Source organism: Bartonella sp. CE47NXGY, assembly GCF_042195415.1.
In the GTDB taxonomy this organism is placed as follows: domain Bacteria; phylum Pseudomonadota; class Alphaproteobacteria; order Rhizobiales; family Rhizobiaceae; genus Bartonella.
In genome coordinates this window covers 32,959-48,224 of record NZ_JBHIOI010000009.1, presented here as the reverse complement: position 1 = coordinate 48,224, position 15,266 = coordinate 32,959, and the positions used below count along the sequence as shown (strand labels likewise).

13 protein-coding genes and 1 pseudogene are annotated in these 15,266 nt (G+C 39.1%); 4 read left to right on the top strand and 10 right to left on the bottom strand.

The features are described from left to right. Positions 1-39 precede the first annotated feature (39 nt). The 3 genes and pseudogenes from ACFIL3_RS04660 to rpmB form a co-directional block, all read right to left on the bottom strand. Positions 40-186 (bottom strand): annotated as a pseudogene (locus ACFIL3_RS04660) (HaeIII family restriction endonuclease); the annotation flags it as partial. Between the two features lie 1,163 nt (positions 187-1,349). Beyond that, the gene (locus ACFIL3_RS04655) at positions 1,350-2,033 is read right to left on the bottom strand and encodes a VUT family protein (protein WP_375681880.1); all 684 of its coding nucleotides are present in this window, start codon (positions 2,031-2,033) and stop codon (positions 1,350-1,352) included. Positions 2,034-2,152: 119 nt separating this feature from the next. Beyond that, positions 2,153-2,470 (bottom strand): 50S ribosomal protein L28, encoded by a 318-nt coding sequence (gene rpmB, locus ACFIL3_RS04650; protein WP_375612235.1) that lies wholly within the window; start codon positions 2,468-2,470, stop codon positions 2,153-2,155. 296 nt (positions 2,471-2,766) lie between these two features. On the opposite strand from rpmB, the gene ACFIL3_RS04645 reads away from it, so the two are divergent. From ACFIL3_RS04645 to ACFIL3_RS04635, 3 genes are all read left to right on the top strand, one after another. Next, positions 2,767-3,549 carry an SURF1 family protein gene (locus tag ACFIL3_RS04645; protein ID WP_375612234.1) on the top strand — a complete coding sequence of 261 codons (783 nt, stop codon included), beginning with the start codon at positions 2,767-2,769 and terminating at the stop codon, positions 3,547-3,549. Positions 3,550-4,268: 719 nt separating this feature from the next. After that, positions 4,269-5,888 (top strand): bifunctional phosphoribosylaminoimidazolecarboxamide formyltransferase/IMP cyclohydrolase, encoded by a 1,620-nt coding sequence (purH, locus tag ACFIL3_RS04640; RefSeq protein ID WP_375668529.1) that lies wholly within the window; start codon positions 4,269-4,271, stop codon positions 5,886-5,888. A 364-nt stretch (positions 5,889-6,252) separates the two neighbouring features. Beyond that, complete coding sequence (locus ACFIL3_RS04635) at positions 6,253-6,405, top strand: DUF1127 domain-containing protein (protein WP_375612232.1); 153 nt, start codon at positions 6,253-6,255, stop codon at positions 6,403-6,405. A 925-nt stretch (positions 6,406-7,330) separates the two neighbouring features. On the opposite strand, the gene ACFIL3_RS04630 is transcribed toward ACFIL3_RS04635, so the two are convergent. The 3 genes from ACFIL3_RS04630 to htpX all read right to left on the bottom strand — a co-directional run bounded on the left by ACFIL3_RS04630 (position 7,331) and on the right by htpX (position 11,599). Beyond that, positions 7,331-9,076, bottom strand: coding sequence for a heparinase II/III family protein (locus tag ACFIL3_RS04630; protein ID WP_375668528.1), 1,746 nt, complete (start codon positions 9,074-9,076; stop codon positions 7,331-7,333). 64 nt (positions 9,077-9,140) lie between these two features. Then, a complete protein-coding gene (locus tag ACFIL3_RS04625) occupies positions 9,141-10,505 on the bottom strand; it encodes an RsmB/NOP family class I SAM-dependent RNA methyltransferase (RefSeq protein ID WP_375681879.1) in 1,365 nt (454 codons plus the stop codon). Between the two features lie 47 nt (positions 10,506-10,552). Next, positions 10,553-11,599 (bottom strand): zinc metalloprotease HtpX, encoded by a 1,047-nt coding sequence (htpX, locus tag ACFIL3_RS04620; RefSeq protein WP_375638440.1) that lies wholly within the window; start codon positions 11,597-11,599, stop codon positions 10,553-10,555. Between the two features lie 83 nt (positions 11,600-11,682). On the opposite strand from htpX, the gene ACFIL3_RS04615 reads away from it, so the two are divergent. Further along, positions 11,683-11,898, top strand: a complete 216-nt coding sequence (locus ACFIL3_RS04615) for a DUF1674 domain-containing protein (protein WP_273790074.1) — start codon at positions 11,683-11,685, stop codon at positions 11,896-11,898. Positions 11,899-12,033: 135 nt separating this feature from the next. Here ACFIL3_RS04615 and rpsP read toward each other — a convergent pair whose 3' ends face one another. The 4 genes from rpsP to ACFIL3_RS04595 form a co-directional block, all read right to left on the bottom strand. Continuing rightward, positions 12,034-12,396, bottom strand: a complete 363-nt coding sequence (rpsP, locus tag ACFIL3_RS04610) for a 30S ribosomal protein S16 (RefSeq protein WP_375681878.1) — start codon at positions 12,394-12,396, stop codon at positions 12,034-12,036. Positions 12,397-12,412: 16 nt separating this feature from the next. Next, positions 12,413-12,742 (bottom strand): chorismate mutase, encoded by a 330-nt coding sequence (locus tag ACFIL3_RS04605; protein WP_375638439.1) that lies wholly within the window; start codon positions 12,740-12,742, stop codon positions 12,413-12,415. Positions 12,743-12,766: 24 nt separating this feature from the next. Then, a complete protein-coding gene (ffh, locus tag ACFIL3_RS04600; RefSeq protein ID WP_375638445.1) occupies positions 12,767-14,335 on the bottom strand; it encodes a signal recognition particle protein in 1,569 nt (522 codons plus the stop codon). A gap of 230 nt (positions 14,336-14,565) precedes the next feature. Next, positions 14,566-15,222, bottom strand: coding sequence for a carbonic anhydrase (locus ACFIL3_RS04595; RefSeq protein WP_375612226.1), 657 nt, complete (start codon positions 15,220-15,222; stop codon positions 14,566-14,568). Positions 15,223-15,266 lie beyond the last annotated feature (44 nt).

Here is a 15,266-nt window from a genome sequence, read left to right as displayed (position 1 = left end):
GAATCAGCAACGATTACATTTAAAAAATTATTTCTATCATTAAACCATTGGAATTTGATGGCTAACAACCTGAGAAGATAATCCCACAAATTGAATATCGAATTTTAAAGAAGCTTCTACTTTACTGGATGCATTATGAGCTCTAAAAGAAATGCTCCAACCATCTTCAAAAATTGTAATGAGTTTGTTTTTACTTTCTGGTTATATTGCGACTGATAAAGTTTTGCTTAGAACTTTCCATTTACGACCATATCCCAGAGTACCATTCAAATTCAAAGACTGAATAATCACCCATTTTTGTCTCGATCTTGTGTTATTTCATTATATTGAAATACACGTATATAGAAAAATATCTCCACTAGACATAGCTCTAAAATGCTGCTCTCACAGAAAATATAATACCTAAACTTTCACCTTCAGTAATACAAAAAGATAAAAGTTGTATTTATTATACGAAAAAAAAAGAGGATATTTTAAACACTAAGAATTTCTTTATAAAAGAATCGGCATAAATGGATTCATAGCAATTTTTCGGCAAAAATTGCTAAAGCAAGCGAAAGCCAACCTGTCCCCTAACCTTCCCAAAACAGTACTCACCACGGGTGATCTATCAACATAAGCTCCCATCTCATGGATAAAAGAAAAAATCTTTACTCACATAAAATATAAGAAAAACACGAAAAAAAATATTACTTCATTCACGAAAAAGAACACACCATTATATATCTTATCCGCACTCCTACATTCTTCCTTGCTTCCAAGCTTATTTCACAACAGCGCCCATATATGGCATAATGCAAAATCCAGAATCATCCTTTACTTTACAAGCTACAAGCCAAAAGCAGAATCCTACTTTCAAGTTTCCAATGTTTTTAAGATAAATCAATATACTTTCAGCGCCTAATATTGCACTTTTATTGCATTAAAGCTCTTCATAAGAAGTATTTCTTTCTCAAATGACGTTGTCCGCACGCCAATTCCTCTTATAACATAGGCAAGCAAATGATTTTTATTAACTCAATATAAGAGTATTTAAAACGCGTAAAATTTTATGATATTGGGCTCTTTCACTCAAATGAAAAATATAAGTTATCATTTTAAATCAATCTATTAATAAACATCAGTTGCAATTTCTGTCACATTGAATCATTTGTAAAAGCATATTTAGCCCCTTCTCAAACAAATGACTTTATCTTTTCCTCACAAGAGAATTTTGAAATAAAAAAGCGTTTTGTGTTGGAGTTCTTACTTAAGTTGGTAAATGATAAAGTATCCATTATAACTAACGTGTCACACCAAGCATAGCGTACAATTTTCTTGGCTTCAGGAAAACAAAAAGACAAAAATCCTTATTTGTGACAAACAAAAGAGGAATCATCTTTTGAATGACATTGATAAAGAGGAAGCTTTACGATGTTAAGAATTGTCCCATAAGGAATCAACATCAACAGACTCATAATAATTTTTACCGAAAAATCACCAAAAGCAAGCGAGAGCCAAACTGGCATGCCTACTCCTCCCAAAACAGTACTCTCCACCAGTGAACTATCTGCATACCCTGTTATCTTATCAAAAACAGCAAACGAGCTAGAAAAAGCAAGAGCAAAAAACAGCACTGTATCCAAAGCCGAACCAATCAACGCTGCTGCTAAAGGTGCTTTCCACCATGTTTTACGTCGCAAAGGAGTAAAAACCACAATATCAAGGAGTTGCCCAAATAAAAATGCAAAACTAGAAGCAAGTGCAAGCCGTGGTGTCGCCAATATCCAAGAAACAAAGACACCCGTAAAAAAACCAGCATAAACCACACGCCGCGCAGCAGATGGACCATAAAAACGATTGGTCAAATCATTGATTAGAAAAGCAAATGGATAGGTAAAAGCCCCGTAAGTCAACAGCTCATTCAAATCAAACCAATAGACAGGATATTGAACTAAAATATTAGAAGCCGTGACAGCAAGGCACATTGCAAAAATAGAAAAAACAACATACCTTTTCTTTTGCTGTTCTAATAAAAGACCGCTTGAAGACATTTTTTTAACCTGGGATATGGAACCAATAAAATGAAACGATCAACCTGCAAAAAACTTAACTTCTAGAACAGAAAACCGAAATCAAAGCATTAATAAACCAAAAAGAATGGCGCTAACAATTATGCTGCCTGTTCAGCCTTTTGCTCACCTTCTTGCTCAGCTTTTTTCTTAATGATTTGGCGTTTTAGCAAACGCGCACGTTGCGACAACTCTTTATCGTCTGCTTTAATCAAAAAACCATCAAGACCACCGCGGTGCTCAACAGAACGCAATGCATTTGCTGAAATACGCAAGCGATAACTTTGCTGTAACACCTCTGAAATCAATGTCACATTGCAAAGATTTGGTAAAAAACGACGCCGAGTCTTATTATTCGCATGGCTAACATTATTACCATACAGAACCGTCTTCCCTGTCAATTCACATGCACGAGACATAAACTTCACCCTTAAACTCTAAGAAACTTTCAAATCCCCATACCCAAAAGACACAATGAACGCAAAACACGCGCAATGCAACCTTGAACGGGCATCATTGGGAAGTTTCTTTCTAATAGGGGGTCGACAACAAAAGGTCAAGTCTTTTATAAAACCTTTTTCATCTCTTGTTGGCTCATTTTTCATCTTTTTCCTCAATAAGGCGTGCAAATTCTGCCAAAAAGCGTACAAAATGTTTCTTTTAATATATACCATGTTAGAATAAAAGCCTATTGTCCCGAAAGGAAGCACAAATCATGAGCAAAAAAGACCCCCCCATGACAAAGCTTCAGGGAAATTCTTGCCGTTTTTCTTCTTTTTTATTTGGAACTTTATGTATTTGTTTTTTTCTTCTCTTCAGTGCATTAGGTATATGGCAAGTACAACGGTTAAACTGGAAAACAAATCTTATCACCAGTACCAATCAGCGCATTCATTTACCCCCCATAAAAGCCCCTCCAAAAAATCAATGGTCAGATGTTACTTTTGAAAAATATGAATATCAACCTGTTATTATCACAGGAAAATTTTTAACAGATAAAAATATTTTAGTCACTGCTGCCGCTCAAAATACTACAGGCTATTGGGTTTTGACTCCCTTACAAACTGCTGATAATATACTGATCTTTATCAACCGTGGCTTTATCCCTATGGATGAACGTAACAATTTTCAAAACACAGAGCAATCGCATACAAATGCCTTATCTCAGCAAAATTCTACCACGGACACAGAACAAACAACGATTATAGGTTTATTACGCATGAGTGAAAAAAATGGATTTTTCCCGCGTAAAAATAATCCTGACAAAAATTTATGGTATACGCGCGATCTCCCCGCTATGGCACAAAAACTTGGTTTGTCCACTGTTGCCCCTTATTTCATTGATGCCAGAAAAACATCTCCACAAGCAAAACTTCCCGTCGTTGGTCTTACGATTATCCATTTTCGAAATAATCATCTCGTTTATGCAATCACGTGGTTTATTTTAGCTGCTGGTGTGTTAGGAGGTTTTCTTTTTCTGCTACGGCAAAAAAACTAAAAAAATACCTCTTCCATCTCAAGTAACAAAAATTTTTAGAATCTTGAAAACAGATAAAGAGAATAAAATCTACCAACTTGCGCCTTTGTTAAATAAAGATCATAGGCATACAATAGATCTTTATACCATCCACAAAAGATTTACGCGACACTCTTTAAAAAATCATCATAAAACGAGGGTTTATTCATTAAAAATGTAATGCCCAAAAATGTGAAGCAATGCATTATCTCCACTCTATAAAAAATTCACTCTTAAAAAACATTGTCATAAACGCTTTTGAAAAATATAAAGTTAAATTTAAAAATGATAGGAAAGATGAGCACTCATTTTTGCCTTTATAATTTTATATTCTTGCTTCATTAGATTATTTCCCATTTCAGAGATTACTCCAATTGATATACGCAATACTTTCGCCTTCATCTAGTATAAAGGCTAATATAGCAGAGAACATACGGATGCATTTTTTGTTTCAAAACTGCTATGAAGATGAGATATTGAGTTATAAGCAACAAAAAAATATTTAATGTCTCAATGAGACTTTTATACCTATCACCACACCTCAAATGAGAGGTTTTTACAGGATAATAGAAAAAGGTGAATCATCCTATATTCTAAAAAGACAGTTTATCCTTTCAGTGTATTTTGCTAAAGGCTTATGCTATAAACGTATAAGCGTGTTTTACTAGAATTTTAACTCTTTCATTTTTAAGGCTTCTGTTATGGGTGTTGTTGCCAAAAATTTTCCCATACCTGATCTTCATCGGGTTCGTCGTGTTCTCTTTTCTGTGTCTGATAAAACGGGTGTGGTTGCTTTTGCACAAGCCCTTCATGCTACTTACAATGTTGAATTAATTTCAACAGGAGGAACAGCAAAAACCCTCATAGCAGCTGGTTTACCCGTAAAAGATGTTGCTGAAGTTACTGGATTTCCTGAGATAATGGATGGGCGTGTAAAAACACTCCATCCTTTGATTCATGGTGCTTTGTTAGGAGTAAGAGAAGATCCTAGCCATAGGGAAGCTATGGAAAAGAACAGCATTTATGGAATTGATCTTTTGGTGGTGAATCTTTACCCTTTTGAAGAGACGATCCTTTCGGGAGCTGATGGGCAAACGACTCTTGAAAATATTGATATCGGTGGACCGGCGATGATTCGCGCTGCGGCAAAAAATTATGCTTATACCGGTGTTGTAACAGCGATAAAAGATTATGATTCGATTCTAGCTGAATTAAAGCAGCATAATGGATGTTTAAGCTTATCTATGCGTCATCAGCTAGCAATGCGCGCTTATGCACACACCGCTGCCTATGATACGGCAATAGCATCGTGGTTTGCACGGGATTTAAAAATTGAAACTCCATCATGGCAGAGTTTTTCCGGTCATCTTGAAAGTGTTATGCGCTATGGGGAAAATCCACATCAACAGGCAGCATTTTATCGCAATAATGAAAAACGTTTTGGTATTGCAACAGCAAAACTTTTACAAGGCAAAGCGCTTTCTTATAACAATCTGAATGATACAGATGCAGCCTTTGAACTTGTGGCAGAATTTGATCCGCAAAAAACCGCTGCTGTCGCTCTTATTAAACATGCCAATCCTTGTGGTGTTGCGGAAGGAGAAAATTTGAAAGACGCTTATTTGAAAGCTCTTATGTGTGATAATGTATCGGCATTTGGTGGAATTGTTGCTTTAAATCAAACCCTTGATGAGGAATGTGCTGAAGAAATTGTTAAAATTTTCACAGAAGTGATTATTGCTCCTGATGCCACAATGGCGGCACGTGAAATTATTGCCAAGAAAAAAAATCTTCGTTTGCTCATTACAGGTGGAGTTCCTGATCCACGCTGTGGAGGACTTCTTGCGAAAACACTTGCAGGAGGCATTTTAGTACAATCACGTGATAACGTGGTAGTCGATGATCTTAAATTGCAAGTAGTGACAAAGCGGGCACCAACTCAAGATGAAATGCGTGATCTTCAATTTGCTTTTCGTGTAGCAAAGCACGTTAAATCAAATGCTATTGTGTACGCGAAAAATAGCGCAACAGTTGGAATTGGAGCCGGACAAATGAGCCGCATCGATTCAGCAAAAATTGCTGCAAGTAAAGCAGCAGAAAGTGCGCAAAGAGCAGGCTTAACAGAAACTCTCACAAAAGGATCTGTTGTTGCATCAGATGCATTTTTTCCTTTTGCTGATGGTTTATTAGCAGCAGCTGAAGCAGGAGCAACAGCAGTTATTCAACCAGGAGGCTCCATGCGTGATGAAGAAATTATCGCCGCAGCGGATGCACAGGGGTTAGCGATGGTTTTTACAGGAACACGTCACTTCCGCCATTAATAATTTTGCTGCTTTTCTTTTCGTATGAGACAAATGTTTCAAGGAATTTTTCATAATTATCGTATGACTATTGATAACTGTTGAAATGGAAGCAGTTATTCAATCCAAAGAAGCTACACGTGAAGAAGTTTATCACCGCAGAAAATGCACATAATTTAGCCAATGCACATAATTTAGCCATTGGTTAGGGATAAGATGTTCTTGTTGATATTTTTAATGGTTACCCTTTCGCATGAGGAAAATGTTAAAGGGACATTATCTTGTATGTAGATGCATACCTGCTATGATATTATAACACAACTCTTTTTAGTAATATACTCTATTCTTAAACTAAAGAGTGTAATGAAAAGTTTGAGTAGGGGATATGAATATTCTACGTTTTTATAGTAATTGGCGCCGTTATCGTCGAACCGTTAATGCGTTAAGTCGTCTTTCAACATATGAACTCAACGATCTTGGAATTTGTCGAGGTGATATTGATTCAATTGCACGACGTTATTCGCGTAGATCTTTATGAAAGTTGTTTGAGATATTTGAGAGAATGCTTTGCTATGAAAAAGCGCGCATTTTGTGGTTTGTTATTATAACTTCATTTTTAGTATAATAACAAAGAGCAGAAGAGTTATTTTTCTCGGCCATTGTTATGTATTGTTTCTCGAATTTTCAATGCTTCTGTGATGTACAACATTTGATTTGTAATAATAATTTAGCGTTATTCATTTAAATTAGAACCCCGAATACCGTAAGATTCTCTCATTTCAAATCTGTGTATGTTGAATCAACAAAAACCATTCGCCTGCACGTTACAAGCGGGGAGAGCTGTATGGATAAAAGCTATTAAGAAAAGGCTAAAAATGCCTCTTATGAACCATCTCTAGTGCCAAGAACTGTTACAAACATTGGGCACTGATAAATAGTGTGATAGTGCCGAACTGCTCCTTCATAAGCATAAAGATGGGGGGTGCTTAATGGATTTACCGTTATACCCATCACGGGCATCGTCGCAAAATAGGCTTGGAAGCATTAAGGGATTTTTCTTTAAAATAAGTCCGTGAATATACAATACAATAGCGCTCTGTTTTTCGTGAAGAGCGTAATCCTATTAATGCAACTCTCTCAGAGAGAAATATTGATCCCAACAGCACACTTAAAAACTTATAGAAGATAAGCAACGGCTTAATTTTCTCTCCATATCTTTAAAGGATCAAAATCCTTAACTAGTACTCATCTGTCAACAATGGTCTTTCAAAAAACCTTTTTTCTGGAGCCAATCCCTTTTAGCATCACCTCATGAGATTCTATGAGCAAACCTTGCCTAAAAACATCCAACCCATACTCTAACAAAACTCTTCATGTATAAAATTGATATGATCTTCAAATTTTGAGAATATTACCACAATAAACAATAATGTTTTGCGACACGCAAAATAAAACGCAATATACTATGGGTTGGAACAATGTTCTAATTTTTTATTAAACGCTTTACGGATAAAACGCCAACGAACTTTTTCCTGAAATGCAGGACGAAAATATAAAACAATCTGTTGTGTCCGTTGTGGACCTGTTAATTCTGCAAAATCAATCGAATCTTCAAGACAAATATCTGCGTCAGGCGATATAAAATACCATATTTGTTCACTCTTCACGTTCTCGTTCTTTACGGCTAAACACACACGTTTGCCATCATAGTTAACTTCAACTTGTGGATGAAGATGAAACCGAACAGCAACATAATTTTGTTCATTTTGCACACTCTTGTGTCTCTTTCTCCCTTTATTTGGCATAAAAAAGCGATCAAAACCTTCGATCGTATCTCCATTTGTCGCCAAAATAAGACCACGCTCATGAATAAGATTAAAGGGTCGCACATAACCATTATGACTCGCAATAAAACCTGTCTTCTCTGAATCCTCTATACGGCACACTTGAACATCTGTTGGTCCATCAAACAAAAATGGCGCGCCATTTTTCTTTTTATGATAAAAAGCACCCACTGAACAATCATTAAGCGTAGCTGTTGAATGTGCTGCAGTAACACGCCCTAAATGTCGATACTCTTCCCGCCCATCAGGATTAACACCGGCATTGATAATAAAACGGTGCCCTTGTGAAGACATTTCAAAAGACAAACACCCCGAACAAGCCTGCTGTGCTACAGAGCGAGGTGGAAACTTTCCTGTATCTGCAAGCACTGTTGTTTGATTGGCTTTTAAGCGCTGAAATCCTGAATAACGGGCATAACTAAAAGGATGACCTCCTGTTTCATCAAGCTCCAAAAGTGATGATAACCGTTCCGATACAAGGGGACCAACCCCATTAAAATGGGCCAACGTTTGATCCTCATGGATAAAGAATCGTAAAGCTGGCAACATACGCTCAACAGAATCAATCAAAATACGGGGTGCTGTTTCATTGCTACGCATAAAAAGATGCCGTAACGACAATAAATCCGATAACAAATTCAGCAAAATAACAGGACTACGGGAAATATGCCCACCATCAACTAGGATTTGACGGGAAAGCTCCTCTATAAGTGTGGTTTGTACCTTTTTTTTCACTGCCGCTGAAACAGGCAAAGCAAGAGATGCGAATGTCAAAGCCACTGCTGCTTGTAAACGTTGATCATTGTGCTCCATACTACAAACTGTTACGCGCAAATAACGAAATTGCAAACCAAGTGCACGTAAAAAGCGTTTTTCAAACCGTTCACTTGCCCCTTCTAACAACATTTTCGAATGACAAATCCATGAAATCAAGCGCCGCGCCACAACAGGATCACTCCAAGCAAGCCCTTTTACCTTCTTACCAGCATGGTCAAACCAGTCTTCTAAAAGAGAGCGTGCATGTGCAGAAGCTAAATCACTTCCTGCTGCCTCCATATGGCGCAACCAATGAAAATCATGTAGAGCCGCTTCCCATTCTAGCGTTGGTGGAACCAATGAAAACGGCGAAACAGCACCAGAATGAACAATGTGACCAGCAAAAGCAAAACGACCATGATAAAATTCATGCGCCATCATCGGATCAGCTACATGCAAATCCATGGGATGCGCTAAAATTTTATGAGGACGAAACCCTGAAAATCGCCAACGAAACAATGGTCCAACCCATAAACGCCGCATAACATTCTGTATCGTATCGATACAGGCTGCCACTTTTACCTGAGGAGCTTTTACCGCAACCGCCAAAATTTCATCTCCATTTATGCTGAATCAAATACAATTTCGACCATTTTTGTAAATGAAGCGTTAATTAAGCAATTTTTCGTAAGCGCGCAGCGAAAAAACCATCCATTCCTAAAAATACGGTTTTCTCAGCATCAAAATTTTTATGACAAAAATCCGCAGGCGTTGTCCGTAACATCCCCCCACAAAGCAAATGTTCCAGTGCTCCCATTTCCTCTGGATAAATAGGGTCTAAAACAATGTCATTGCGTATCGATAAAATTTTCTCAATAAGATCTTCACCTTCTTCTCTTGCCAATGAACAATTGGAAAAAACAATCCGCCCCCCCTCCTTCACCAAAGAAATTGCTGCGACAAGCAAATCATATTGCAACGCCGCTAACTTGACGATATCTTCCCTCGATTTCGTCCATAAAATATCTGGATGACGACGGATTGTTCCTGTAGAAGAACAAGGAGCATCAAGAAGAACCGCATCAAAAAGCTGTGTTGAATGGAAATTTTTCACATCGCCCTGCCAAATATGAACTGAAAAATGAAGCCGTTCCATATTTTCTTTTAAACGCTTTATGCGGTTAGCAGAAAGCTCAATTGCAGTCACCTCAGCCCCTTGCAAAGCCAATTGTGCTGTTTTTCCTCCAGGGCTCGCACAAAGATCAGCAACGCGTTTACCCTCAATACTCCCAAGTAAACAAGCAGGCAAAGCTGCTGCAAAATCTTGGACCCACCAAGACCCTTCACGATAGCCTGGTAAATCAGAAACAGAACACTCCAGACGCTTCAATCGAACAGAACCATTGGGCAATACCACACCGCCAAGCCTTTCAGCCCATCCACCACTATCAGATTTCACTGTCAAATCGAAAGGAGGTTCCACACTTTGAATTGCGATAATCTGATGTGCCTTTTCTGTTCCATAAGCTGATATTAAAAGCTGTCCAAACCACGCTGGCACACCTTCAATGGTAGGAACTTGTTGGCGTAAAGGCTCTGCCTCACGTGCAACATTGCGCAAAAGAGCATTCACCACCCCTGAAAAACGGCGCATTCGAGGATCAAGTTTCGCCACACGCACAGCTAAATCAATAGCCGCATGATCGGGAATATCAAGATAAAGAATTTGTGCAACACTGATATGCAAAAGATGCTGAAGTGAAAGTGCTTGTGAAGGCAAAGGACGCGCCAAAAAGCGTGAGAGAGCCGCCATAATCTGCCCTCGATGACGCAATGAAGCTGTTAAAATAGCCCGACATAACAAACGATCTCGTTGTGAAAGCTTCAAATATTGTGGATGTCCGTGTTCATTATCCGTCAAACCAGACAGAGGCGTGTACTTATCAACTACCGCCCCCAAAAGACGCACACACACCTGTCGAACAGCTAATCCTGGAACATTTTTTTCAGACACATGCCCCGCTTTTTTGTGTTTCAAAACACCACCTTTATATCACAGTTTTCTCAAGAGCTCTCTCAATAATTCTATGAACGAGATCTTTTTGAATTTTCATAACGAAGCCAAGAAGGACGTTTTGTAACACGCTGAAAAGAACTGTTTTCTTGCTCACCTAATGCATGAGCCTGACCACTATGAAAATCTCCATAGTTCATCCCGCTGCTTTTTTCATGTATAGCGTCTTCTTTATTCCATCCCACACTTTTGGCAAGAGCCCCTTTCATCTCTTCTGCTTGCTGATAAAGAGCAGCGATACGATTTGCAGTTGCTGGATGTGTCGAAAAAAGACTATCCGCTCCCTCACCGCTCAAAGGATTAATAATAAACAGATGCGCGGTTGCTGGATTATGCTCTGCTTCTTCATTATATACCCCACGTCCTCCATCAGCAATCTTACGCAATGCCGAAGCCAACCATAAAGGATTACCACATATTTCAGCCCCTCTACGATCCGCAGCATATTCCCGTGTACGGCTAATCGCCATTTGCACCAGCATCGCTGCAAAAGGCGCCACGAGCAATGCAATAAATCCTCCAATTGCCCCAGCGCCATGAGAATCTTCTGAAGAATTACGCTGTCCTCCCATAAAGAAAGCAAAATTACCAAGCATCGAAATTGCCCCTGCAATCGTTGCGGTTAGAGTCATTGTTAACGTATCACGATGCTCAATATGTGCGAGCTCATGCGCCATAACGCCGGCAATTTCCTCAGCGCTTAACCGCTCTAACAACCCAGTACTTGCAGCAACAGCTGCATTTTGCGGATTACGTCCCGTCGCAAAAGCATTTGGCTGTGCATTCTCAATAACATAAACCTTTGGTTGAGGAAGAGAAGCTTTTTTAGCTAAATCGCTTACAATCTTATAATAAACTGGTGCTGAATGCTGATCAACTTCACGCGCCCCGTACATGCGTAAAACGATTTTATCTGAATTCCAATAAGAAAAAAAGTTTAAACCACTTGCCATCAAAAGAGCAATGACCATGCCACCGCCCCCTCCAACAAGATAACCAACTCCCATAAAGAGAGCAGTTAAAAAAGCCAAAAGCATAGCTGTACGCATTATATTCATTACTCAAAAAACTCCATGATAAAAGTCAATCAATACTATATGATGGTGTTTTCTTTCTGCTTCTTCAATGGAATAGGTGTAAAATGAATAAAAAAGATGAGAAAACAAGCAAAAAAAATGCAACTGTCGTTAAACAGCAATCTCTTTCTCCCGCAGCACAACGCGCCCTTAAAGAAGCTGAAGAAAGACGAAAACGCGCAGCAAAAAAGGAACAACCTTTAGAAAACGGCGGACGCGGCGGCAAAGACCCTTCCCGCTATGGAGACTGGGAAATTAAAGGCCGCGCCATTGATTTTTAAAACCATTGATTTAAAAAAAAACGGCGCAATTTAAACAAGCAGCTTTTTAATGAAAATCCGTTTTTGATAGACAAAAACGGATAATATTTATTTTTCTAAAGCTTTTAAAACACATTGATTAAACAACCATGCTTCTTATGCTGAAGCAGATTCTGCTTCAGCCGCTGCCGCTGCTTGCTTTGCTGCTGCTATACGTTCTTGTGCTTTTTTACCCGGTTCACCTTTATGTGGATTATTACGAGTTGGACGCTTTTTCAAGCCAGCTGCATCTAAAAACCGTAAAACGCGATCTGTTGGTTGAGCCCCTTGCCCAAGCCAATATTGGATACGTTCTTCATTAAGTTTCACCCTCGGTCCATCTTTAGGCAACATTGGATCCCATGCACCAACACGTTCAAGAAACCGCCCATCGCGCGGACTACGAACATCTGCAACGACGATATGATAGTAAGGACGTTTTTTTGAACCTCCACGGGACAAACGAATTTTCAATGCCATATTTTATCTCCTATTGTCAGCTCTGGCTTTCGTTTAAATTGACTTTTTTTATTTTTTGCTCTTCAGCAATAACTTCATGATGACTCACAACTTCTTTAATAATAAATTTTAAAAATCTTTCAGCAAAATCAGGATCAAGATCACTATCCATAGCCAATTGCCGCAAACGCGCTACCTGATATTGCTCACGCAGAGGATCTACTTTAGGCAAATCATAACGCGCTTTTAAGCGCCCAACAGCTTTCGTACAACGAAACCGCTCTGCTAAGATATGAATCAAGGTTGCATCAAAATTATCAATGGATGCTCGTAAATGTGCCAATTCGTTTAATACTGTTTCCTGCATTATATTCCTTTCCCTCTTTACATCTTATTTTTTCTTAGGATGCTGAGGAAAATTTCCCCCATCGACAATGCCATTGGAAAGACCAGGAAATGTAGGTCCACGCTTAGGAAGTCCGGGCAAGAGCTTCCCTCCATTACCATTTTCAATTTGCTTTTGAAGCATTGAGAATTGCTTTGGATCCAATCCCGACAAATCCGGCATAGCTGGAGAATCCCCTCCCAAGTTTCCCATACCACCCAAACCCATTTTGGAACCAAGGCCTCCCAACATTTTTCCCATAAAACCACTTTTTCCTTTACCACCCATGGCTTTCATCATATCAGCCATTTGGCGATACATCTTCAAAAGTTTATTAATATCAGCCGCTGTCGTACCAGACCCCTTAGCAATTCGTTGTTTGCGGCTATGTTTTAAAAGCTCTGGATTCGCCCGCTCTTTGGGTGTCATAGATGAAATAATGGCCAATTGACGATCAAACAAACGATCATCAAACCCCGCAGCCGCAATCTGCTCTTTGACCTTCCCCATTCCTGGCAACATGCCCATAATACCGCCCATTCCACCCAGTTTTTTCATTTTCTGCAACTGTTCTGCAAGATCATTCAGATCAAATTTTCCAGCTTGCATTTTTTTTGCAAAAGCAGCAGCTTTCTCGTGATCCATTGTTTCAGCAGCTTTTTCAACCAAAGAAACAATATCCCCCATTCCGAGAATACGATCAGCAATACGACTGGGATGAAATTCTTCTAAAGCATCTATTTTTTCACCAGTTCCAATTGCTTTAATTGGTTTACCTGTAACAGCACGCATAGAAAGAGCAGCGCCACCACGCCCATCACTATCCATCCGTGTTAAAATAATCCCCGTAATCCCTACACGCTCATCAAAAGAACGAGCAAGATGAACGGCATCTTGCCCCGTCAAACTATCAGCCACCAACATAATCTCATGAGGAAGGGAACATGCTTTAATTTCAGCCAATTCGAGCATCAAAGCTTCATCAATATGATTACGTCCTGCTGTGTCAAGAAGAAGCACGTCATAACCACCCAATTTAGCAGCCTGTACGGCACGTGATGCAATATCAACAGGCAGCTGACCCGCAATAATAGGCAAGCTTGCAAGTTTTGCCTGTTCTCCCAATTGGCGCAATTGCTCCTGTGCAGCGGGACGGCGTGTATCTAATGACGCCATGAGAACTTTTTTATTGTGCTTATCAGTAAAACGTTTTGCAAGCTTTGCTGTTGTAGTTGTTTTTCCAGAACCTTGCAAACCAGTCATCATGATAACAACTGGAGCTGGTGCATTTAAATCACTCAGAACGCTTTCATTTCCAAGAATATGAACCAATTCATCATGAACAATTTTAACCACCATTTGGCCTGGTTTAATTGATTTAACGATTTCGGCCCCAACAGCTTTTTCCCGAACTCTATCGGTAAAAGAGCGCACAACATCAAGAGCAACATCAGCTTCCAATAAAGCGCGACGAATTTCACGCAGCGCCTCTACAACATCCTGATCCGATAAAGCGCCACGTCCCGTCAAATGAGACAGGATAGAACCAAGTCGCTCTTGCAAGGATTCAAACATCATTTACCTCATTGTTGCATAACAAACAAACCAAAATAGCATCCGAGAACGCATCGCGCCGTCGGATGTTGACCTCTGAGATCTCTTTATACCCTTAAACTGGGGTCTCAGTCGGTGGCTCCAAGTTAATTTTGTCACTGAAAGCTTGCTCCTTCAAACAATAAAACCCCAGCTTTGTCAAGTTTTATCATAAAATATCTTTTTATACGAAGAAATAAAAACAACAAATACTATACTTCAAAACTTTCAACTTCAACACGCATAAAACAACCTGTTTCCTGTTCCATGCTCCATAATTTTCCGCTAGAGATATCAAACCAAACCCCATGCAATGTCAAAAAACCTTGATCTTTGCGAAGCTTTATCCACGGAAACGTCTCTAAATTTCTCAACGAATGGCGAATAGAAAGCTGCTCTAATGCCGTCTGTTTTTCTGGCCAAGACAACGACTTATTATTCAAAACGATTTCTGCTGCTGGTGCTAAGAGACTTATCCATTGACCGATAAAATCATTTGATAATAAAGATTTATATGTCTCATTAAGAGCAGTACGAATGCCTCCACAATGGGCATGACCAAAAACGACAATATGTCTCACCTCAAGCAATTGCACAGCATATTCAAGAGCTGCTGATGTTGCGTGATATTGGTCATCAGGAGAAAAAGGAGGAACCACATTCGCCACGTTGCGCAGGGTGAAAATTTCCCCTGGCTTAGCATCAAAAATCATTTCTGGTACTGCACGCGAATCACAACAAGCAATGACCAAAACTTCAGGTTTCTGCCCCTCAATCGCCAATTGCTGATAATCTGCTATTTTATATAAAAAATGATTGTTTATAAAGTTTTGGTAACCACTTAAAAGTCTTTCTGGTAAATGCGCCATTCTCTCTTTACTTTTGCTTATTTTTTTACTTTTATTTTGTATAT

Bases quoted from the DNA above. Each gene is read 5' to 3' on its own strand.
- ACFIL3_RS04655 (WP_375681880.1), bottom strand. From the start codon at position 2,033: ATGTCTTCAAGCGGTCTTTTATTAGAACAGCAAAAGAAAAGGTATGTT.
- rpmB (WP_375612235.1), bottom strand. From the start codon at position 2,470: ATGTCTCGTGCATGTGAATTGACAGGGAAGACGGTTCTGTATGGTAAT.
- ACFIL3_RS04645 (WP_375612234.1), top strand. From the start codon at position 2,767: ATGAGCAAAAAAGACCCCCCCATGACAAAGCTTCAGGGAAATTCTTGC.
- purH (WP_375668529.1), top strand. From the start codon at position 4,269: ATGGGTGTTGTTGCCAAAAATTTTCCCATACCTGATCTTCATCGGGTT.
- ACFIL3_RS04635 (WP_375612232.1), top strand. From the start codon at position 6,253: ATGAATATTCTACGTTTTTATAGTAATTGGCGCCGTTATCGTCGAACC.
- htpX (WP_375638440.1), bottom strand. From the start codon at position 11,599: ATGAATATAATGCGTACAGCTATGCTTTTGGCTTTTTTAACTGCTCTC.
- ACFIL3_RS04615 (WP_273790074.1), top strand. From the start codon at position 11,683: ATGAATAAAAAAGATGAGAAAACAAGCAAAAAAAATGCAACTGTCGTT.
- rpsP (WP_375681878.1), bottom strand. From the start codon at position 12,396: ATGGCATTGAAAATTCGTTTGTCCCGTGGAGGTTCAAAAAAACGTCCT.
- ACFIL3_RS04605 (WP_375638439.1), bottom strand. From the start codon at position 12,742: ATGCAGGAAACAGTATTAAACGAATTGGCACATTTACGAGCATCCATT.
- ffh (WP_375638445.1), bottom strand. From the start codon at position 14,335: ATGTTTGAATCCTTGCAAGAGCGACTTGGTTCTATCCTGTCTCATTTG.
- ACFIL3_RS04595 (WP_375612226.1), bottom strand. From the start codon at position 15,222: ATGGCGCATTTACCAGAAAGACTTTTAAGTGGTTACCAAAACTTTATA.